Source organism: Alcanivorax sp., from assembly GCF_002726155.1.
GTDB lineage: Bacteria > Pseudomonadota > Gammaproteobacteria > Pseudomonadales > Alcanivoracaceae > Alcanivorax.
Genome location: NZ_PBSH01000009.1, coordinates 24,354 through 44,555, shown reverse-complemented (window position 1 = coordinate 44,555; position 20,202 = coordinate 24,354). Strand labels below are relative to the sequence as shown.

Annotated in this window: 18 protein-coding genes; 16 read left to right on the top strand and 2 right to left on the bottom strand. The window is 58.1% G+C overall.

Translation table 11 applies throughout. From position 1 onward, the window contains the following. Positions 1–105: 105 nt before the first annotated feature. Positions 106–1,728, bottom strand: a complete 1,623-nt coding sequence (gene nadB / locus CL546_RS03300; protein WP_290493007.1) for an L-aspartate oxidase — start codon at positions 1,726–1,728, stop codon at positions 106–108. A gap of 272 nt (positions 1,729–2,000) precedes the next feature. Here nadB and CL546_RS03295 point away from each other — a divergent pair, with 272 nt between their 5' ends. From CL546_RS03295 to pdxJ, 13 genes are all read left to right on the top strand, one after another. Further along, on the top strand, positions 2,001–3,212 hold the full coding sequence (locus CL546_RS03295) for a hypothetical protein (RefSeq protein WP_290493006.1): 1,212 nt from the start codon (positions 2,001–2,003) through the stop codon (positions 3,210–3,212). Positions 3,213–3,521: 309 nt separating this feature from the next. Further along, a complete protein-coding gene (gene rpoE, locus CL546_RS03290) occupies positions 3,522–4,106 on the top strand; it encodes an RNA polymerase sigma factor RpoE (protein ID WP_007150383.1) in 585 nt (194 codons plus the stop codon). A gap of 4 nt (positions 4,107–4,110) precedes the next feature. Continuing rightward, on the top strand, positions 4,111–4,695 hold the full coding sequence (locus CL546_RS03285; protein ID WP_007150750.1) for a sigma-E factor negative regulatory protein: 585 nt from the start codon (positions 4,111–4,113) through the stop codon (positions 4,693–4,695). A gap of 3 nt (positions 4,696–4,698) precedes the next feature. Continuing rightward, positions 4,699–5,679: a MucB/RseB C-terminal domain-containing protein gene (locus CL546_RS03280; RefSeq protein ID WP_290493005.1), complete on the top strand. Its 981-nt coding sequence runs from the start codon at positions 4,699–4,701 to the stop codon at positions 5,677–5,679. Between the two features lie 23 nt (positions 5,680–5,702). Further along, on the top strand, positions 5,703–6,152 hold the full coding sequence (locus CL546_RS03275) for a SoxR reducing system RseC family protein (RefSeq protein WP_290493004.1): 450 nt from the start codon (positions 5,703–5,705) through the stop codon (positions 6,150–6,152). A 36-nt stretch (positions 6,153–6,188) separates the two neighbouring features. Then, positions 6,189–7,637, top strand: a complete 1,449-nt coding sequence (locus tag CL546_RS03270) for a DegQ family serine endoprotease (protein ID WP_290493003.1) — start codon at positions 6,189–6,191, stop codon at positions 7,635–7,637. A gap of 225 nt (positions 7,638–7,862) precedes the next feature. Next, the gene (gene lepA / locus CL546_RS03265; RefSeq protein ID WP_290493002.1) at positions 7,863–9,662 is read left to right on the top strand and encodes a translation elongation factor 4; all 1,800 of its coding nucleotides are present in this window, start codon (positions 7,863–7,865) and stop codon (positions 9,660–9,662) included. Between the two features lie 172 nt (positions 9,663–9,834). Next, positions 9,835–10,626 (top strand): signal peptidase I, encoded by a 792-nt coding sequence (lepB, locus tag CL546_RS03260; RefSeq protein WP_290493001.1) that lies wholly within the window; start codon positions 9,835–9,837, stop codon positions 10,624–10,626. Positions 10,627–10,660: 34 nt separating this feature from the next. After that, entirely contained in the window at positions 10,661–11,011 is a 351-nt protein-coding gene (locus CL546_RS03255; RefSeq protein ID WP_290493000.1) for a DUF4845 domain-containing protein, read from the top strand. After that, complete coding sequence (gene rnc, locus CL546_RS03250; protein ID WP_007150385.1) at positions 11,008–11,694, top strand: ribonuclease III; 687 nt, start codon at positions 11,008–11,010, stop codon at positions 11,692–11,694. The genes CL546_RS03255 and rnc overlap by 4 nt, the downstream gene beginning before the upstream one ends. Continuing rightward, the gene (era, locus tag CL546_RS03245) at positions 11,687–12,619 is read left to right on the top strand and encodes a GTPase Era (RefSeq protein ID WP_290492999.1); all 933 of its coding nucleotides are present in this window, start codon (positions 11,687–11,689) and stop codon (positions 12,617–12,619) included. The genes rnc and era overlap by 8 nt, the downstream gene beginning before the upstream one ends. After that, positions 12,606–13,283, top strand: coding sequence for a DNA repair protein RecO (gene recO / locus CL546_RS03240; protein WP_290492998.1), 678 nt, complete (start codon positions 12,606–12,608; stop codon positions 13,281–13,283). The genes era and recO overlap by 14 nt, the downstream gene beginning before the upstream one ends. Positions 13,284–13,443: 160 nt before the next feature. Beyond that, positions 13,444–14,178: a pyridoxine 5'-phosphate synthase gene (gene pdxJ, locus CL546_RS03235; RefSeq protein WP_290492997.1), complete on the top strand. Its 735-nt coding sequence runs from the start codon at positions 13,444–13,446 to the stop codon at positions 14,176–14,178. A gap of 7 nt (positions 14,179–14,185) precedes the next feature. On the opposite strand, the gene CL546_RS03230 is transcribed toward pdxJ, so the two are convergent. Then, positions 14,186–16,912 carry a response regulator gene (locus tag CL546_RS03230; protein WP_290492996.1) on the bottom strand — a complete coding sequence of 909 codons (2,727 nt, stop codon included), beginning with the start codon at positions 16,910–16,912 and terminating at the stop codon, positions 14,186–14,188. Between the two features lie 127 nt (positions 16,913–17,039). Here CL546_RS03230 and cysM point away from each other — a divergent pair, with 127 nt between their 5' ends. The 3 genes from cysM (at position 17,040) to rlmD (ending at position 20,196) form a co-directional block, all read left to right on the top strand. After that, positions 17,040–17,954 (top strand): cysteine synthase CysM, encoded by a 915-nt coding sequence (gene cysM / locus CL546_RS03225; protein WP_290492995.1) that lies wholly within the window; start codon positions 17,040–17,042, stop codon positions 17,952–17,954. After that, positions 17,951–18,733 (top strand): 3'-5' exonuclease, encoded by a 783-nt coding sequence (locus tag CL546_RS03220; RefSeq protein WP_290492994.1) that lies wholly within the window; start codon positions 17,951–17,953, stop codon positions 18,731–18,733. The genes cysM and CL546_RS03220 overlap by 4 nt, the downstream gene beginning before the upstream one ends. A 125-nt stretch (positions 18,734–18,858) precedes the next feature. After that, positions 18,859–20,196 (top strand): 23S rRNA (uracil(1939)-C(5))-methyltransferase RlmD, encoded by a 1,338-nt coding sequence (rlmD, locus tag CL546_RS03215; protein WP_290492993.1) that lies wholly within the window; start codon positions 18,859–18,861, stop codon positions 20,194–20,196. The last annotated feature ends 6 nt before the right edge of the window (positions 20,197–20,202 follow it).

Below are 20,202 nucleotides of genomic sequence, written 5' to 3'. Positions count from 1 at the left end.
TGTAGATTTCAACGCATAGAGACCGCGCCCAGCTCCTGGGCGCGGTCTCTTGCCTTTCAGAACAGAAAGGGGCATTCCATTCGCGACGTTATTAATTTTTAACTATTAACTATTCATTGTGTCCGGCGTCAGGATCGTGTCCCTGGTTTCTTCATTCACACCGGGAAAATCACGCATGAAATGCAGGCCGCGGCTTTCCTTGCGTTGCATGGCGGAGCGGATGATAAGTTCGGCGATGACGACCAGGTTACGTAGCTCCAGCAGGTCGTTGCTGATGTGGTAGTTGCTGTAATACTCGGCGATTTCGCTCTTCAGCAGTTCGGCCCGGTGCAAGGCTCGCTCCAGGCGTTTTTCTGTTCTCACAATGCCCACGTAATCCCACATGAAGCGGCGCAGCTCGTCCCAGTTGTGGCTGATCACCACGTCTTCGTCGGAGTCGGTGACCTGAGAATCGTCCCATTCATTGTCGTCCCGGGGCGTGGGGAGGTTGTGCAGGTGTGCGCCGATATGGTCGGCGGCGGCTTTGCCATAGACAAAGCACTCCAGCAGGGAGTTGCTGGCCATGCGGTTGGCGCCGTGCAGGCCGGTGAAGCTGGTTTCGCCGATGGCGTAGAGGCCGGGCACATCGGTTTGTCCGTGTTCGTTGATCATTACGCCGCCACAGGTGTAGTGGGCGGCAGGCACCACGGGGATCGGATCGCGGGTGATATCCAGCCCCAGCTGCAGGCACTTGGCGTACACGGTGGGGAAGTGCTCGATGATGAAGTCTGCTGGCTTGTGGCTGATGTCCAGGTACAAACAATCTGCCCCCAGCCGCTTCATTTCATGGTCAATGGCGCGTGCTACCACATCTCGGGGGGCCAGTTCGCCGCGTTCATCAAAGCGGTTCATGAAACGTTCGCCATTGGGTAGCAGCAGGTGCCCGCCTTCGCCGCGAATGGCTTCGGTGATCAGGAAGCTTTTCGCCTTGGGGTGGTAGAGGCAAGTGGGGTGGAACTGCATGAATTCCATGTTCGCCACCCGGCAACCGGCTCGCCAGGCCATGGCGATGCCATCGCCGGTGGCCACATCCGGGTTGGAGGTATACAGGTACACCTTGGAGGCGCCGCCGGTGGCCAGTACCACGGAGCGAGCCAGGATAACGTCGGTTTCCCCGGTTTGAATATTGTGTACGTAGGCGCCGCAACAGCGTTTTTCTTTGCCTTGTTCCCCGTTGAGGCTGTCGTGTTCCTGCACGATCAGGTCCACGGCCACCCGGTGTTCAAAACGGGTCACGTTGTTCTTCCGGCAGACCTGTTCGATAAGGGTGCCGGAAATGGCTTTGCCGGTGGCGTCAGCGGCATGAATGATGCGCCGGTGGCTGTGGCCGCCTTCGCGGGTCAGGTGGTAGGGCAGTTTGCTGCCATCGCCGCTGTCAAAACGGGTGAAGTCCACGCCCAGATCAATCAGCCAGCGAATCGCATCCGGACCATTCTCCACGGTAAAACGCACCGCATCGTCGTGGCAAAGGCCGGCGCCGGCCACATGGGTATCGGCCACGTGGCTTTCCAGTGAATCTTCCTGGTCCAGCACCGCTGCTACGCCGCCCTGAGCGTAGTAAGTGCTGGCGCTGGTGAGCTCCCCTTTGGAGAGCAGGGCAACCTGACACTCATCCGGCAGGCGTAGTGCGGCAGTCAGGCCTGCGGCGCCGGAGCCGATAATGAGTACATCGTGTCGGTAGGTGGCCATGGATAGTCCTGTTGTGGCGGGTCCTGTGGGATGGCATCAGCGCTGGCCAGTATAGCGGTGAATCCGCTCCTGGCTAAATGACCAATCCTCACGCATCCCCCAAATGGGGGATGCGGTTTTGTGACAGCGTTGTTATTTTCCTGTGACTTGGGATAGCGCTGCTTTCATTGGGGGAAGTGGCGTACGGACACTCAGTATCGGGGAACACTATGAGAAGGGTACTAAAAGGGCTGGCAGTCAGCGTTATCAGTGTTTGCCTGTTGAGCGGTTGTATGACCGCGAATTACTACACCGAGCAGGGCACGCCAATCACGCAGGATACGATTGATCTTTTCAACACCAATCCGAACAACCCGATTATTCCGTACAGCAAAGGCAAGGCTTCCTATAACGCATATTCATGGGCCAGTGAAAGATTCCAGAAATCGTTAAATTCAGATCCGAGCAGCAGCGCTAATGACGAAATGGGGTTGGTAGCGGATTATTGGTTGCATGATGGTGATATGCCGCCACTGGATATTACCGTGACGCGGCACAGACCGAGGGCGGGCGTAGGACGGGTTGCTACCGTGCTGGTCACAACGTTTGGCTGTGTCTTCAGCCTTTGTATCGTGCCTATGGTGGCTCCGGAGCATTTCGATACGACGATTGAAATGCGTTCAGAAGGCGAGTTGGTCTACAGCGCGAATGCGCAGTATCGCGGCACTGTTTATATGAGCTGGATCCCCCTCGGCAAGTTGCGTGGTACGCAGACAATTACAGATGCGGCTTGGTATGCCTCATTTTTTTCCCACGAGGAAAAGCTGACACGCAATATTGTTGCGGAAGAGCCCCTTTACAACTCACTCAAGAAGTCAACGGATACGGACAAGCTGGCCGCTGCGCTGGATAACCCGCAGCTGAAATTCTACCGACCTTTGGTCTCTGACCGTCTGGCTGAGGTGCTGGCGGGGCAGAAACGCAACGAACGCCTCAAGGCCTACGCCGCTATTGTCGACAAGCACCCGGAATTTGCCGATAACATTCAGGGCAATGAGCGGCTGCTGTTTGTCGGCCCCGCGGATTTGCGAGTGATGGATGTGCTCAAGCAGACCTACCGCAAGCGTTCTGCACCGGCTATGGCAGCCAGTATCAAGGCCGCGGGCCAGCCCTATGCCCTGTTTACGCCTGAAGAATCCAGTTGGTTGACCAAAGAGGGGGTACCTGCCGACGTGGTGGCTGCGATGATCGAGACCAGTGAGCCGAAGACGATACCAGGGGAGGCGGCGCCTGGCTTGATGACGGCGGCCGCGCCGGGCGGGCAGGCCGGCGCACAACCGGTGGCAGGCAATACCCTGGAAGCCACCGCCACGGAATGTTCCAAGGCCTATGCGGCCAAGAAAGTCTGCGAAACGCTGCCAGGCGACCCGTTCGGTTTGCTGATGCGTGGCTGTATGGCCCAGGTGAAAAAGAAATTCGGCGGTAGCGGTTGCTCAATTTTCTAGTCAGGCCCTGACCTTCGACGGTTCCTCACAGGGGCGTTATCGCCTGTGAGGGGCTGATTGTCCCTGTGTTACCTTGAGAATGCGTCTGATTTTCAGTGCTGCTGGAACCATCAGGGCTCCCGCCTGTCCGATTGTGTCCTATAAATACGCCACTGCATTGCCAAACAAATGTTCAAGCAATGTGAAAAGGTGGCGAAATCGCGCTCATGGTGTAGCCGCCGCGTCGGCAACTGCTACAATGGCGCGCTTTAGCGGGTCGTCATGCGGCCATGGTTACTTCACGCGTTTCGCGATAGATCCGGGGGATCGGTGTCAGACGAAGAGTTGGTCAAGAAAGCCAAAACCGGCGATCAGCGTGCCTTTGAGGTGTTGGTGCACAAGTATCAACAGCGCCTTTTTGCGTTGATCAGCCGTTATGTGCGTGACCAGGACGAGGTCCAGGATGTTGCCCAGGAAGCCTTTATCAAAGCCTGGCGCGCGCTGCCCCGATTCCGTGGAGACAGCGCCTTTTATACCTGGCTTTACCGTATTGCGGTCAATACTGCCAAGAATCATCTGGTGTCTGCCAGCCGTCGGCCGCCGGGGTCTGATCTGGATGCTGCTGAAGCCGAACAGTACGCCGGTGCAGAAATGCTGCACGAGATTGGAACCCCGGAGTCGCTTGTGTTGTCAGAGGAACTGGAGGCGGTGATCCATGCAGCGATCAACGAGCTGCCTCAGGAGTTGAAGACTGCGGTGACCCTGCGTGAATTCGAGGGCCTTAGCTACGAAGACATTGCGGTCGTCATGGAATGCCCGGTGGGCACAGTTCGGTCCCGGATTTTCCGGGCCAGGGAAGCAATTGACACAGCTGTCCGCCCGCTATTGGGCTCACAGCGCGGCGATAAAGGGTGAGAGTATGAACAGGGATTTGGAAACGTTGTCCGCGTTCCTCGACGGTGAAACCAGCGAGCTGGAAACCCGCCGGGTAATGCGTGATATCGATGATAGCGAGCTGGATACGCTGGCACGTTGGCAGCTGGCCAGTGATGTTATGCATGGTCAGGCGTCCATGGCAGTGCCCGCGGGTTTTAATGCCAGCCTGTCTGCTGCGTTGGCGGACGAAGCGGTACCGGCGCGTCGTCCAGCATGGCTGGGTGGCATGGCACGTCTGGCTGTGGCCGCTTCTGTGGCGGCGGCCACGGTGGTTGGCTGGCAGACCTGGGAAGGCAGTCAGGCGGTGAATGGTTCGGCGGCCCCGGCTCTGGCCGCTGCGGCGCCGGATAACCGCATCAGCCGTCCGTTTGGTGAAACCTCCCTGGTATCCCAGGCGTTCAAGACCAGCAATGTGACGGCGACCCCCGCTACTGCGGTGCCGGTCTCCCAGCCCCGTGTGAACAACATGCTGTTGCGTCATAGCGATTTCGCAGCGCGCCATAGCGGCCAGGGCATGATGCCCTTTGCTCGCCTGGTCAGCATGGATGCCCGTCACGGGGCCCGCTAACGGATGATGCTTCGAGCTCTTGCCTTCTCTCTGACCCTCTGCTCGCCAATGGTGGCGCTGTCTGAAGTGGCGCTGGCGAACCCCTCGCCGGCGCAGGATCAGCTCCAGTCCATGGCACAGGCCAATCGATCCCTCGATTACACTGGCCGTTTCCTTTATCAGTTTGGTGCCGAAGTCAGCACCATGGAAGTGAGCCATGCGGTGATCGGTGGCCGTGAGTTCCAGCGGCTGACCCATCTGGATGGTCGCCTGGTGGAGGTGCTGCGCCGGGGCGACGAGGTGGTGTGTCTGCACCCGAACGGCACCCTGACTCGCATTAACCGTGAGAAGGGTGGCCCCTTGGCGCTGGGCGATCGGATCGCCAGTGATGTGCCGGAGCAGTACAACATTCTGGTGGATGGTGATGGTCGCGTTGCCGGCCGTGCGGCCACGCGTATGCGTGTGGCGCCCTTGGATAATCACCGTTACGGTTACCGCCTGTGGCTGGATAACGACAGTAATCTGCTGCTGAAATCGGAAGTGGTTGATGGCAGTGGTGTGGCGCTGGAGCGGGTGGAGTTTGTCACCCTGACGCTGGCGCCGCCGCTCACCGAGCAGGATTTCGCCATCCCGGAAACCGTGAAAGAAAGCGATCTTAAACAACTGGCGGATTCTCACCCGTCTCACCAGTTGTCGGTGGATGCGAAGTGGATGCCGGCGGGGTTTACCTCCGTGGATAAAGACTGGCGTCAGGGCGGTTCCGACCGCGAGCCGGTGGCAGCACAAGGCTACAGTGACGGTCTGGCGGCCTTTACCGTGTTTGTGGAAGCGGTGGGTGACAGCACCGTGGAGGAAGGCGTGAGCCGTGTAGGCCCTACGGTCGCCGTTAGCCGCAGACTCACGGCCCCCAGTGGTGCGTACCTGGTAACGCTGGTGGGCGAGGTGCCGCAAAATACCGCAGAGCGCGTGATTGAAGGCATCAGCGTGCGAGACAGCCAACCCTGATGTTGCAGGAGCAGGGAGTCGTCGTGGCGGTAGAGCCCGGGGCTATCTGGGTAGAAACTGTGCGTGCGTCCACCTGTGGTGCCTGCAAGGCGAAAGCCGGTTGCGGGCATCACCTTATCAATGAACAGCAGTCCGGGCAGCGTGCCCGCCTGCGCGTCCCTTCTCAAGATTCTCACCAGGTTGGCGATACCGTTAATTTAGCCTTACCCGAAGGCGCGCTGATGCGTGGTGCCTTGTGGGTATATGGGTTGCCGCTGGTGTTGTTGTTTATCGGTGCCTTGCTTGGCTCGGTGCTTCCCGTCGAAACCGTTGATACGTCTGCCTTGCTGGGTATGGCGGGGCTGTTTCTCGGTTTCGCGGTCAATCGTGTCATGAGCCGCCGTGCGGGGCATACTCTGGCTTACCAGCCTCGTCTGATGCCATCCGGGGACGATAGTTGTCAGGCGGTGGTGATTAAGCCTGCATCGCAATAAAAGGCCGTGAAAAAGGCCTGACAAAAGGAGACTTCAATGCGACGAGGATATCGTTTCGCAGCAGTGTGGCTTGTAATGCTGAGTGCCGTACTGGCGGCATGCTCCGACCCTTCTTCTGAACCCTCTGCCCAGCGCGGTGAGCCCCTGGTAACCGGGCTGCCTGATTTTACCCGTCTGGTGGAGAAGGAAGGCCCGGCGGTGGTGAACATCAGCACCGTTACACACCGGGATGAATCTTCCGCTGCGGATCAGCTCAAGCAGTTGCCGGAGTTCTTTCAGCACTTCTTTGAACAGTTTGGCGGTGAAGGCGATATGCCGTCGTTGCCGGAGCAGGACGACACCCGCTCATTGGGTTCAGGCTTCATCATTTCTGCCGATGGCTATGTGTTGACCAACAACCATGTGGTGGCGGAAGCCGATGAAATCATGGTGCGTTTGCAGGATCGCCGGGAATTGCCCGCTGAATTGGTCGGTGCCGATGAGCAGAGCGATCTGGCCCTGTTGAAAGTGGATGCCGGTGACTTGCCGGTGGTGGATATCGGTTCCTCTGCGGATTTGAAAGTCGGCGAATGGGTATTGGCCATTGGCGCCCCGTTCGGCTTCGACAGCAGCGTGACGGCCGGTATCGTCAGCGCCAAAGGGCGCAGCCTGCCCAGCGATAGCTATGTACCCTTTATTCAGACCGATGTGGCGATCAACCCGGGTAACAGCGGCGGGCCGTTGTTCAACCTGAGCGGTGAAGTGGTTGGGATCAACTCACAGATTTTCAGTCGTTCTGGCGGTTATATGGGAGTGAGCTTTGCCATTCCCATGGACATGGCCATGGATGTGGTCAGTCAGCTCAAGGATGGCGGTAAAGTCAGTCGAGGCTGGCTGGGAGTGCTGATTCAGGAGGTCGACCGGGATCTGGCCGAGTCCTTTGACCTGGATTCGCCCCGCGGTGCGCTGGTTTCCCAGGTGCTGGCGGGCTCTCCGGCCGAGGCAGCCGGGGTGGAGCCGGGCGACGTGATTACCCGTTTCAACGATGAAACCATCTACCGCTCCTCGGAGCTGCCGCGCTGGGTTGGCCTGGTGAAGCCCGAGTCGGATGTGGACATGGTGGTGATCCGCGATGGCGAGAAAAAGACCTTGTCGGTGACCATCGGCCTGCTACCGGATAACCCGGAAATGGCTCTCAAGGGCGGGGCGGAATCCGATAAGGCTTCACCCGCGGTGAAACTGGGACTGGCCGTGCGGGAAGCATCAGCGTCGGAATTGAGCCGTTTGGACCTCAAGGCCGGTGTGGTGGTGACCCAGGTGAGTGATGGCCCGGCCCGGCAGGCGGGTATTCAGGCGGGGGATATTTTGGTGACCCTGCACAATACCCCGATCAACAGCGCGGCGGATCTGGCCGATGCGGCGGCGGCCTTGCCGGAAGAGGGCACGGTGGCGGCACTGGTCAACCGTGATGGCACCCCCCGTTTTCTGGCACTGAAGCTGCCATAACCCCTTTTTCAGGGCCTGACACAGGGTTTTTCGGCGCACCGGACGGTGCGCCGTGCAACTCCCCCCCGATATCCGCTAGAATCGCGGCCCATTGTTTGTCGTTTTGAGTATCACGGTGTGTTGTCCGGCGCAGGGTTGGGCAGCAGGACGGTTCTTTCTGATCCTTGGTGTGACCAGGGGGTGGGAAGCATCGGTGCGGCAACGACTTTTTGTTCAACAGGCCTTATGACTGACATCAAGAATATTCGCAACTTTTCCATCATTGCCCATATCGACCATGGCAAATCCACGTTGGCAGACCGCTTTATCCAGGTTTGCGGCGGCCTTAGTGACCGTGAGCTGAAGTCTCAGGTGCTGGATTCCATGGAGCTTGAGCGGGAAAGGGGCATTACCATCAAGGCCCAAAGTGTGACCTTGTACTACAAGGCCCGTGATGGCGAAACCTACCAGTTGAATTTTATTGATACGCCGGGGCACGTGGATTTCTCCTACGAGGTCTCCCGCTCCCTGTCGGCCTGTGAAGGGGCGCTGCTGGTGGTGGACGCTGCCCAGGGTGTGGAAGCCCAGTCCGTGGCTAATTGCTACACCGCCATCGAACAGGACCTGGAAGTGCTGCCGGTCCTGAACAAGATCGACCTGCCCCAGGCCGAGCCGGAAATGGTGATCAACGAGATCGAGGAAATTATTGGTCTGGATGCTCATGATGCCTGCCGGGTGTCGGCGAAGACCGGCGTAGGTGTGGATGATCTGCTGGAACAGTTGGTCGAGCGTATCCCCTCCCCGGAAGGTGAGCGCGAATCAGATCTGCAGGCCCTGATCATCGATTCCTGGTTCGACAACTACATGGGTGTGATCTCGCTGGTGCGGGTGAAAGAAGGCTGCCTGAAAAAAGGTGACAAGATTCTGGTGAAATCCACCGGGCAGACCCACGTGGTCGACAGCCTTGGCATCTTTACTCCCAAACGCACCGAGACCAAATTGCTGGAAGCCGGCGAAGTGGGCTGGGTGAGCGGCAGCATCAAGGATATTCATGGGGCGCCGGTGGGTGACACCCTGACCCTGGCGAAAACCCCCAATGTGCCAGCTTTGCCGGGCTTCAAGAACGTCAAGCCTCAGGTGTACGCGGGCATGTTCCCGGTGAGTGCCGATGATTATGAAGATTTCCGTGATGCGCTGGCCAAGCTGACGCTGAATGATGCCTCCCTGTTCTATGAGCCGGAGACGTCAGACGCGTTGGGTTTTGGTTTCAGGGTGGGTTTCCTGGGTATGTTGCACATGGAAATCATCCAGGAACGGCTGGAGCGTGAATACGACCTGGATCTGATCACTACGGCGCCCACGGTGGTGTATGAGCTGGCGCTGGTGTCCGGCGACATCCTGCACGTGGATAACCCGTCCAAACTGCCGGAAGGCGGTAAGATCGAAGAGTTCCGTGAGCCGATTGCGCGGGTCAATATCCTGGTGCCGCAGGAATATGTGGGTAATGTGATCACTCTTTGCGTGGAGCGGCGTGGTTCGCAGATCAATATGCAGTATCTGGGTAAACAGGTTGCCCTGACCTACGATATTCCCATGGCGGAAGTGGTGCTGGATTTCTTCGATCGTATCAAGTCAGTGAGCCGGGGCTTTGCTTCCATGGATTATGCCTTCGAGCGATTCGAAGCCACCAAGCTGGTGCGCGTCGATGTGCTGATCAATGGCGATAAGGTGGATGCGCTGGCGATGATCTGCCACCTGGATCAGTCTGCCTACCGGGGCCGTGCCCTGTGTGAAAAAATGAAAGAGCTGGTGCCGCGCCAGATGTTTGATGTGGCCATTCAGGCGGCCATTGGCAGCAAGATTATTGCCCGCCAGACCGTAAAGGCCCTGCGCAAGAACGTGACCGCGAAATGTTATGGCGGTGACGTATCGCGTAAGAAAAAACTGCTGCAGAAGCAGAAAGAAGGCAAGAAGCGCATGAAGCAGGTGGGGAATGTGGAAATCCCCCAGGAGGCCTTCCTGGCCGTGCTGAAGGTGGATGATTAAAGAGCCGCAGCAGGCCGCACGCATCACGCAACACGCGAGAATCTGCGGTTCTGCCTTTCGGGCTTTTATTGGATCTGGAGTTCTGGCACTTAACTTTTCACATTAGGTGTTTTTGCTTTTGATGTGATGCGTGGGGCGTGCAGCTTGTTGCGTCTTTTAATGGAGATTTCTGTTGGATATTGATATCGGTTTCTGGTTGACCCTGGCGCTGGCGATTACCGTTGTCGTCTGGCTGATCGACAAGGCTCTGAAATTGAAGAGCAAGGGCGGCCCGGTGGCCAGTGTAGTGGAAACCTCCAACTCGCTGATTTCAGTGTTCTTCGTGGTGCTGGTGATTCGTTCATTTATTGTTGAACCGTTTACCATTCCCTCCGGCTCCATGCTGCCAACGCTGAAGGTGAATGACTTTATTCTGGTAAACAAGTTTGCCTATGGCCTGCGTTTACCCGTAACCAATACCAAAATCATTGCAACCGGTGAGCCTGAACGCGGTGATGTGATGGTGTTCAAGTACCCGGAAAACCGGAAGCAGAACTTCATCAAGCGTGTGGTGGGGTTGCCCGGTGACACGGTTCAGGTGAAGGATAACGTTCTGACGGTTAACGGGGAAATCGTTGACCGGGATCTGGTGAATGAATGGGCTGGCCCGGGTGTGTGGCGCAAGCAATATGTTGAGCAGTTGGGTGACGCGACTCACCTGATTTGGCAGGAAGGCAAAACCAACCCCTATACCGGGCGTCAGGTGCCGCAGGCACGCACCCAGGGGGAATGGACGGTGCCGGAAGATGCCTACTTTGTGATGGGCGACAACCGTGATAACAGTAACGATAGCCGATTCTGGGGTATAGTCCCTGAGGGGCTGGTCGTGGGGGAAGCGTTCATGATCTGGATGCACTGGAAACCGGTTTTCTCTCTGCCCAGTTTTTCTCGTAATGGCGCCATTGATAAGGTGGAGGCAAACTAAAATGATGACAACAACGCCCTCACGGCAACGTGGGATGTCACTGATCAGCTGGGCAGTCGTGCTGATCGTTGTGGCTATTCTGGGGACGGCAGCATTCCGTATGGTTCCGGCCTATATGGAGCACAACACGATTTCGACAACCATCCGCTCCGTGCTGCAGGACAGCAAAACAGCACTCATGTCCCCAAGTGAAATTCGCGCAGGGATAGACAAGCGTTTCACCATTAACCAGGTCGATGTAATTCGTGTCGATGACCTGGCTATCGCCAAGGAAGCCGGCGTGCTGACCGTGTCCACAGACTATGAAGTGCGCGAACCGATGTTCTACAACGTGAGCATCGTGATGACCTTCAAAGACGAGTTCAAGAAAGACGTTCGCCAGTGAACGGTGACCTTAACCGGCTGATGGCCCGCCTGGGCTATCAGTTCCAGGATATTTCCCTTCTCGAGTTGGCGCTGACACACCGTAGTGTCAGCCGCCACCGTAATTACGAACGCCTGGAGTTTCTCGGTGATGCCCAGCTCGGGCAAATTATTTCCGTTGCCCTGTTTGAACAGTTCCCGGAAGCAGCCGAAGGTCAGTTGACCCGAATGCGGGCGTCTTTGGTGCGTGGCCAAACGCTGGCTCTGGTAGCCCGGGAGCTGGGCCTGGGGGAATACCTGGTGCTGGGTGGCGGTGAGTTGAAAAGCGGCGGCTTCCGCCGTGATTCCATTCTTGCGGATGCGCTGGAGTCGATTATTGGTGCCATGTTGCTGGATGGTGGTGAGTCCCGTTGCCGTGAGGTTGTGCTTTGCTGGTTTGCGCCACGCCTTGACGCCATTTCCCCGCAAAGTGCCCAGAAAGATGCCAAAACCCGTTTGCAGGAATGGCTGCAGGCGCGCAAATTTGAATTGCCGACCTATGAAGTGACCCAAGTGGAAGGGCTGGCCCCGAAACAGACCTTCGATGTGCAGTGCTCACTGGATCAGGTGCAGCAGATATTTATCGCCCAGGGCGCGAGCCGCCGCAAGGCCGAGCAGGAGGCCGCAAGCCTGGCGCTTGAATGGCTGGAGCAACAGTATGACTGATATCCCAACGTCCCAACCCGATGACTCCCACGCGACCCGTTGCGGCATGGTGTCCATCGTCGGGCGTCCCAACGTGGGCAAATCCACGTTGATGAACCACTTGATCGGCCAGAAAGTCAGCATTACTTCACGCAAGCCGCAGACCACCCGTCACCGCATCCACGGAATTCTCAGCCGGGACAACTATCAGATTATTTTTGCCGATACGCCGGGTATTCATACCGGTCAGGAAAAGGCGCTGAACCGCGCCATGAATGAAGCCGCAGTGTCCACCCTGTTCGGTGTGGACGTGATCTGCATGATGGTGGATGCCATGAAGTGGACGCCGGCGGACGAGCACGTGCTGTCCCTGTTGCCGGAAAAGGATCAGGTGCCGGTACTGTTGATCATTAACAAGGTCGATAACGTGGATGACAAGGCAGCCTTGTTGCCGCATATCCAGACTTTGAGTGAACGTTACCCCTTCGATGCGGTGATTCCAGTCTCTGCATTGCGCGAACAAAACCTGGTGGAGCTTGAAAAAGCACTGGTTCAGCGTTTGCCGGAAGGTGAGTTCTGGTACGAGGAAGATCAGCTTACTGACCGCAGCTTGCGTTTTATGGTAGCGGAAATCATTCGCGAAAAAGTGGTTCGTCAGCTCGGGCAGGAAGTACCCCATCAGGTGAGTGTGGAAGTGGAGATGTGGGAAGATGGCCCCCGCGTCACCGAAATTTCCGCCGCCATTCTGGTGGAGCGCCGCGGCCAGAAAAAAATCCTTATTGGTGACAAGGGCGAGCGCATCAAGCAGATCGGCATTCAGGCCCGTGAAGATATTGAACGCCTGATCGAGCGCAAGGTGATGCTCAACCTGTGGGTGAAGATCAAGGCGGGGTGGTCCGATGACGCCCGTGCGCTGCGCTCGCTCGGCTACGATGAGCCGCGCTGAGACGTCACTGCAAGCCGCCTGGCTGATTCACCGGCGGCCTTTTCGTAATACCAGCCTGACGGTAGACCTGTTTCTTCCCGCGCTAGGCCGCATTGGTGCGGTGGTGCGCGGTGGCCGCAAAGACCCGTTGCTGGCACCGTTTACGCCCCTGTGGGTAGAGTTAAAGCCCTCCGGCGAGATGTATTCCCTGCGCGCGTGCGAGCCGCGCGGCAATCGCCTTATGCTGACCGGCAAGGCGTTGTACTGCGGGTTTTACCTGAACGAACTACTGACGCGACTGCTGCACCGGGACGATCCGAATCCGTCGGTTTGGCCTTTATACGAACAGGCTCTGTCCGACTTGCAGACGTCGACACCGTTCGACATCACGCTGCGGCAATTCGAATTGGCGGTGCTGGAGCAAATCGGTTACGGCATTGCTCTGGATCAGGATGTTAATGGGCACGGGCTGGATCCCGAGGCGTTATACCAGTTAAATCCTGAGCAAGGTTTGGCGAAGACAGAAACCGGGGCCGGTTATGCTGGCGCAGACTTGCTGGCCATTGCCCAGGGTGATTGGCATCCCGCTTCGCGCAGGGCAGCATTGAGTCTATGTCGACATTTATTGGCGCCGCATCTGGGCAACCGGCCATTGAAAAGCCGGGAGCTGTTTCGGGAGAAATGAGTTACAAGTTTAAAGTTCAAAGTTGAAAGCGCGAGGCAGGCTGACAGATACGGCATTGCCATACCGGGGAATTGCCTGCGGCAGCGAAACACGGCGCTGTTGGTTCCTGTTGGTCGGGGTTTTCAACTTTGAACTTTGAACTTTCAACCGGGTTTTGAACATGTCGAATTCTTCCCGCGTCCTTCTGGGCGTCAACATTGATCATATCGCCACTCTTCGCCAGGCCCGTGGCACCCGCTACCCCGAGCCGGTACAGGCCGCGCTGGTCGCGGAGCAGGCCGGTGCGGATGGCATTACCGTGCACCTGCGCGAAGACCGTCGGCATATCAATGACCGGGATGTGGAACTGCTGGCGCAGACGCTGCAAACCCGCATGAATCTGGAAATGGCAGCCACTGAAGAGATGGTAGGCATTGCCTGTCGAATTAAACCACCGCATTGCTGCCTGGTACCGGAAAAACGTGAGGAGCTGACCACCGAAGGTGGCCTGGATGTGGCGGGCAACAAGGCTTGGATTGCTCAGTGCTGTCAGCGGCTAGGGCAAGCGGGCATCGAAGTGTCGCTGTTTATTGATGCGGATAAAGCGCAGATTGTGGCTGCCCGTGAATGTGGCGCTCCGGCAATCGAAATTCATACCGGTGGATACGCCGACGCAGACACGGTGGACGAACAGCAGAAGGAGTTGGCGCGCATTCGTGCTGGCGTGGCGTTGGCACTGGAGCAGGGGTTGGTGGTCAATGCTGGCCATGGGCTGCATTACCACAATACTTTGCCGATTGCGGAAATCCCGGGCATCAACGAGCTGAATATTGGCCACAGCATTATTGCCCGGGCTGCGATCACCGGTCTGGATGAAGCTGTTCGCAGCATGCGGGCCTTGCTCGACCAAATCTAGGCGACTTTTACTGCGTGGGGCGGTCAGTCTGGCCCAGCGTCATGGTGTCACTCCGATCTTGCCAGAGCTGCTCCAGCGCGCAGATTTCATCACACAGGGCAGAGACGCGTGGCCCCAGGCCGGCGCGGTCGCTGCCGGTCTTCAGGGCTTCTTCCAGCTGTCGAGCACTCTGTTCCAGGCGGGGCGTGCCGCAGTAGCGGGTGGCGCCGTGGAGCTTGTGTACACGTTCCAGCAAGTCATCGTTATCGTTCCGGTCGAATGCGGCTGAGATAGCGGGCCGATCCGTTTCCAGACTTTCTAACAGCATTTTCAGCATTTCGTCGGCAAGATGATCCCGCCCCCCGGCACGACGGCGGGCCAATTCGGGATCGAAGACCTGATCGCTGTTGGCGTTACTGTCAGGGGCTTGCGGCAGATCATCCGCGGTGCTTTGCAGCACCCACTTGTCCAGCGTATGACGTAGTTGCCCTTCGGTGATGGGTTTGCTCAGGTAGTCGTCCAACCCGCGATCCAGCAGTTCCCGGCGTTCGCTTTCCAGGGCGTGGGCAGTCAGCGCGACAATCGGTGTATGGGTGCCATCCGGTTCGCTGTCGCGCATCCGCTGGGTGGTTTCCTTACCATCCATGCCGGGCATCTGGATGTCCATGAAGACCAGATCGAATGATTGTTCGCGGAAGGCATCAAGGGCGCTTTGACCACCATCACAGGCGGTGACCGTGACCCCGAGTTCCTCCAGGAAGACCCGGGCCAGTTTCAGGTTACCCGGGTGATCATCCACAAGCAGTACGGAAACCGGTTGGGTAAACGGTCGTGCGGCCAGTTGTTGGCGGGGTGCGGCGGTATCCTTACCGCTTAATGCGAGCAGAGCGCTATGCAGGCGCTGGCGGGTGGCGGGTTTTCCCTGAACCTGGCAGTGCGGGTAGTCCTCCAGCCAGTGGGAAACACTTTCCGGGTTATTGCACAGCACAAGAATCGGGGTGCCAAGGGCAGCCAGGTCATCCAGAAGTTGTTGCAGGTCGATGCCCGGTGCCTGGCTGGGCAGGCCGACTACCAGAAAATCACTGTGGGACAGCGCACCTTGATCCAGCGTCGCCATGAGATCGTTGAGGTTGTGCTGTTCATGGATGCGAAGCTGCAAGTGGCTGAGCATGTGGTACAGGCCCAGCCGGCCGTATTCATCACTTTCGATCAAGGTGGCGGTGCAGCCTACCAGCGCATGGGGTGGCTGCTGGGGGGGCTGTTTTGGATCCCGCTCGGTGCGCAGAGTGAACCAGAAGGTGGAGCCACGGCCCTCACTGCTGTCGATACCAATTTCGCCGCCCATGCCTTCTACCAGGCGCTTGCTGATAGCCAGCCCCAGCCCGGTTCCACCTTCCTGCCGGCGGGCGCTCTGATCGGCCTGGGTAAAAGCGCTGAACAGGTCTTTCTGGGCTTCCGGATTCAAGCCGGGGCCGGTATCGGTGACGGTAATCTTGATGATTGCTTCTGCACCCCGGTCTTCCTCCAGCATGGCACGCACTACCACGGAGCCCTGGTCGGTAAACTTGATGGCATTGCTGACCAGATTGGTCAGGACCTGGCGAATGCGCAGCGGATCGCCCAGCAAGGCGACCGGGACGTCTGAGTAGATAATGGCGGCCTGCTCCAGGCCCCGCTCCTGCGCCATGGGGGCGAGCAAGGTCTGCACGTCTTCGATCAGGTCATGAAGGTTCAGAGGGGTGTGGTCGAGGGACAGTTTGCCAGCCTCGATTTTGGAGAAATCGAGTACGTCATTGATGATCGCCAGCAGGGATTCGGCGCTCTTGTGAATGGTGGAGAGGTAATCTTCCTGCCGCGGGGTCATGGGCGAGCGGTCCAACAATTTGGTGAAGCCGAGAATGCCGTTGAGCGGGGTGCGGATCTCGTGGCTCATGTTGGCCAGGAACTCGGATTTGATATGGCTGGCTTTCAGGGCTTCCTTGCGCGCCATGTCCAGTTCGATGTTCTGGATTTCGATGGTTTCCAGAGTCTCACGTAGATCCTGAGTGGCCTGATCCACGTTTTGCTGTAGCTCGGTTTGGGCGTCGGCCAGTGCCGCGACCATCTGCCGCAGGGCGGTTTCCAGTTCTGATAACTCACCTTTGGCCTGGGTGTGAATGGCCATGCTGAGATCGCCATCGCGGATACGTTGCACCGCACTGACCATGTCGCTGATGGGCTGAGTCAGCTGGCGGGAAAAGCGCAGGGCGGGAACCATGGCGATCATGATCAGTGCCAGCATCACCAGAAACAGGGTGAGCAGATTTTCCAGCGTGGACAGATATTGCCCCTGCTGGGAAAACTCCACGGTGAGCTGGGCGGGCAGCACCCCGCTGAGATCCCGATCCAGCTGCCAGCTGGTATCGGTGGTGACCCGCCCCTGTGCATCGGGTGTCGCGCCGTCAGGGGCGGGGCGTAGCCGTGGCCCCGCATGCAGGGAGGGGCGGCCATCGTTGAATACCAGGGAGGCGGCCCGGACGTCCTGCTCCTCCAGCAATTGGCGTAACAACGTTTGCTGTTTGCGTTGGCTGTTGTGAGGCAGGGTTTCCAATTGCGCGGCATAGCTATCGGTGACCAGTTGCTGACGCTGGGCATTGGTATCACGGACATCCACGATCCGGTTGACCATGGAATAGCCACCAATCACCAGCGCCGCCAGCAGGGCGGGCAGGGCGGCCATGAACATCAGGCGTGAGCGAAGGCTTTGGTTGACCATGAATCCCCGATTGCTGTTATTTTTGCCCATTATGCCTGAAGGATAGCAACATGCAGCACGTCGCACGCAACCGTGTTGTTGCGTGAAGCGTGCAGCATGAAGCGGCTTTTTAGGTACAATACGCGCCATGAATCATAAAACCATTGAACAGACCGTGGGCAATACCCCTCTTGTGCGTCTGCAGCGTATGCCTGGCGCGACCAGCAATATCATTCTGGTCAAGCTGGAGGGCAATAACCCGGCCGGCTCGGTAAAAGATCGCCCGGCATTGAACATGATCCTCAAGGCCGAACAGCGCGGGCAGATACAGCCCGGTGATACCCTGATTGAAGCCACTAGTGGCAACACGGGTATCGCGCTGGCCATGGCCGCTGCCATGCGCGGTTACCGCATGAAGCTGATCATGCCCGCGAACCAGAGTCAGGAGCGCCGTGATGCCATGGCCGCTTATGGCGCCGAGCTGATTTCTGTGAGCAAGGAAGAGGGCATGGAAGGTGCCCGCGACCTGGCCCAGGCCATGCAAGCTCGTGGGGAGGGCACAGTGCTGGATCAGTTCGCCAACCCGGATAATCCGCTGGCCCATTATGAAAGTACTGGCCCGGAAATCTGGCGCGATACGGATGGCGGCATTACCCATTTCGTCAGCTCCATGGGCACCACCGGTACCATAATGGGGTGCAGCATGTATCTGAAGGAGCAGAATCCGGCAGTGCAGATTGTTGGCCTGCAACCCACCGACGGCGCCTCCATTCCCGGCATTCGCCGCTGGCCGAAGGCATACCTGCCCTCCATCTACGATGATTCCCGAGTCGACCGTGTCATGGACATGGATCAGGACCTGGCCGAGCGCACCATGCGCAGGTTGGCCCGTGAGGAAGGCATCAGCTGCGGCGTGTCGTCCGGCGGGGCGGTGGCTGGGGCGCTACGGTTGAGCGAAGAGCTGGAAAATGCCGTGATCGTGGCGATTATCTGCGACCGGGGCGACCGCTATCTGTCTACCGGTGTGTTTCAGCAAGCTCAACAAGGAGAGTCTCAGGGATGAACGTACTGGTATTCGACATCGAAACCATTCCAGACCTGGACGGCGGGCGCCGTATCTATGATCTGGACGGCCTGAGCGACAAGGACACTGCCAGTGCCTTGCTCAACCTGCGTCGACAGGAAAATGGCACCGAATTCCTGCGCCTGCACCTGCACCGTATCGTGGCCATTTCCGTGGTATTGCGCTCTGCGCAAGGTGTGAAGGTGTGGTCCCTGGGCGATGAGAACAGCACGGAGAAGGAGCTGATCGAGCGCTTCTACGATGGCATAGACCGTTTTACACCCAACCTGGTGAGCTGGAACGGCGGCGGTTTCGACCTGCCAGTACTGCACTATCGCGCGCTCAAGCATGGCGTTGCCGCTCACCGTTATTGGGAAACCGGCAACGAAGACACCAGCTTCAAATGGAACAACTACCTGAGCCGTTACCATCAGCGTCACCTGGACCTGATGGACGTGCTGGCCATGTATAACGGTCGCGCCAATGCGCCGCTGGACCAGATCGCCACGCTGCTGGGCTTTCCCGGCAAGATGGGCATGAGCGGCGGCAAGGTCTTTGATGCTTTCCAGGACGGCGATCTCAAGGGGATTCGGGACTACTGCGAAACCGATGTGCTTAATACCTGGCTGGTCTACCTGCGTTTTCAGCTGATGCGCGGTGAGCTGGATGCGACTGGCTATGATCAGGAGCTGACGCTGCTACAGGATTACCTGAAACAGGAAGGCCATCCGCACTTCCTGGCGTTCCTGGACACCTGGCAGAAAGCATCGGCGAGCTGAGTGGATGCCGCAAAGGCGTCACAAATCTGACGTCAGCGGCCTGAAACGCTACAATCCGCACCACATTGGCAGCCAGCGCATGGCTGCCTATCCCCAGATTGATCCCCTGAGCATTGAGATTCTCCATGGCACGACGTCGCAAGCAGTTACCGGAAACCCCGGAGCCCGCCAGCATTGAAACCCTGAGCCATGATGGCCGGGGCATCGCCCGCCGCGATGGCAAGACCACCTTTATTGATAATGCGCTTCCCGGTGAAGAGGTGATGTTCAAATTCACCTACATGCGCCGCAAGTTCGATGAAGGCAAAGCCGTGGAAATCGTCACCGCATCCCCAGACCGGGTCACCCCGCCTTGCGAGCACAGCACCCTGTGCGGAGGCTGCAGCCTGCAGCATATGAGCCCGGAGGTGCAGGTAGCGCGCAAGGAAGCGGTATTGCGTGAGCAGCTGCAACATTTTGGTGGTCTGGAACCGGAAGAATGGCTGGCACCGTTGACCGGGCCAGTGACGGGATACCGCAGCAAGGCCCGCCTGGGCGTGAAGTACGTGGAAGCCAAAGGCGAAACGCTGGTGGGCTTCCGGGAAAAACGCAACAGTTTCATTGCTCAGCTGCGTACCTGTGAGGTGTTGATTCCGGACGTGGGGCATCGCCTCTCTGAGCTGCGCACGCTGATGCACGGCCTGGAAAGTCGCAGCCGGATCCCGCAGATTGAACTGGCGGCCGGTGATGACGATGTGGCCCTGATTATTCGCCACCTGGACCCATTGCCTGAGGCAGATCAACAGGCTCTGGTGGGGTTTTGCCAGAATCTGGGCTGGCACTGCTATCTGCAACCGGGTAACGAAAGTACCGTGCATCGCATCTGGCCGGAAGGCGGCGAACAGCGCCTGTACTATAAACACCCGTCTGCCGGGGTAGAGCTGGCTTTCCATCCCACCGATTTCACCCAGGTGAATGCAGACATAAACCGCAAGATGGTGCCTTTGGCACTGGACTTGCTGGATATCTCCCCAGAACACACGGTGCTGGATCTGTTCTGCGGTCTGGGGAATTTCACCATTCCTGCCGCCAAGCGGGCCGGCAAGGTGGTCGGTGTGGAAGTCAGTCAGGCCATGGTGGAGCGTGGTTACGAGAACGCCCGGCGCAACGGCCTGGAAAACCTGGAGTTTCATGCCTGGGATTTGAGTCAGGACATTAGCGGGCAGGCCTGGGCCAGACAGGCGTATGATCGTATCTTGATTGACCCGCCGCGTACCGGGGCATTGGAGATGGTGAAACTGATGCCCCGGCTTGGTGCATCGAAGATTGTTTATGTGTCATGCAACCCGGCCACATTGGCCCGTGATGCCGGGGAACTGATGGCGCTGGGCTACCGTCTTAAAGCGGCCGGTGTCATGGACATGTTCCCTCACACCACCCACGTTGAGTCCATCGCTGTATTCGAAAAAGCGAAGAAGAAGTAGCAGGTT

Coding starts and splice junctions, on each gene's coding strand:
- CL546_RS03270 (WP_290493003.1), top strand. CDS start 6,189: ATGCGACGAGGATATCGTTTCGCAGCAGTGTGGCTTGTAATGCTGAGT.
- pdxJ (WP_290492997.1), top strand. CDS start 13,444: ATGTCGAATTCTTCCCGCGTCCTTCTGGGCGTCAACATTGATCATATC.
- cysM (WP_290492995.1), top strand. CDS start 17,040: ATGAATCATAAAACCATTGAACAGACCGTGGGCAATACCCCTCTTGTG.
- CL546_RS03295 (WP_290493006.1), top strand. CDS start 2,001: ATGACCGCGAATTACTACACCGAGCAGGGCACGCCAATCACGCAGGAT.
- CL546_RS03255 (WP_290493000.1), top strand. CDS start 10,661: ATGTCACTGATCAGCTGGGCAGTCGTGCTGATCGTTGTGGCTATTCTG.
- era (WP_290492999.1), top strand. CDS start 11,687: ATGACTGATATCCCAACGTCCCAACCCGATGACTCCCACGCGACCCGT.
- lepA (WP_290493002.1), top strand. CDS start 7,863: ATGACTGACATCAAGAATATTCGCAACTTTTCCATCATTGCCCATATC.
- CL546_RS03285 (WP_007150750.1), top strand. CDS start 4,111: ATGAACAGGGATTTGGAAACGTTGTCCGCGTTCCTCGACGGTGAAACC.
- CL546_RS03280 (WP_290493005.1), top strand. CDS start 4,699: ATGATGCTTCGAGCTCTTGCCTTCTCTCTGACCCTCTGCTCGCCAATG.
- recO (WP_290492998.1), top strand. CDS start 12,606: ATGAGCCGCGCTGAGACGTCACTGCAAGCCGCCTGGCTGATTCACCGG.
- CL546_RS03220 (WP_290492994.1), top strand. CDS start 17,951: ATGAACGTACTGGTATTCGACATCGAAACCATTCCAGACCTGGACGGC.
- nadB (WP_290493007.1), bottom strand. CDS start 1,728: ATGGCCACCTACCGACACGATGTACTCATTATCGGCTCCGGCGCCGCA.
- rlmD (WP_290492993.1), top strand. CDS start 18,859: ATGGCACGACGTCGCAAGCAGTTACCGGAAACCCCGGAGCCCGCCAGC.
- CL546_RS03230 (WP_290492996.1), bottom strand. CDS start 16,912: ATGGTCAACCAAAGCCTTCGCTCACGCCTGATGTTCATGGCCGCCCTG.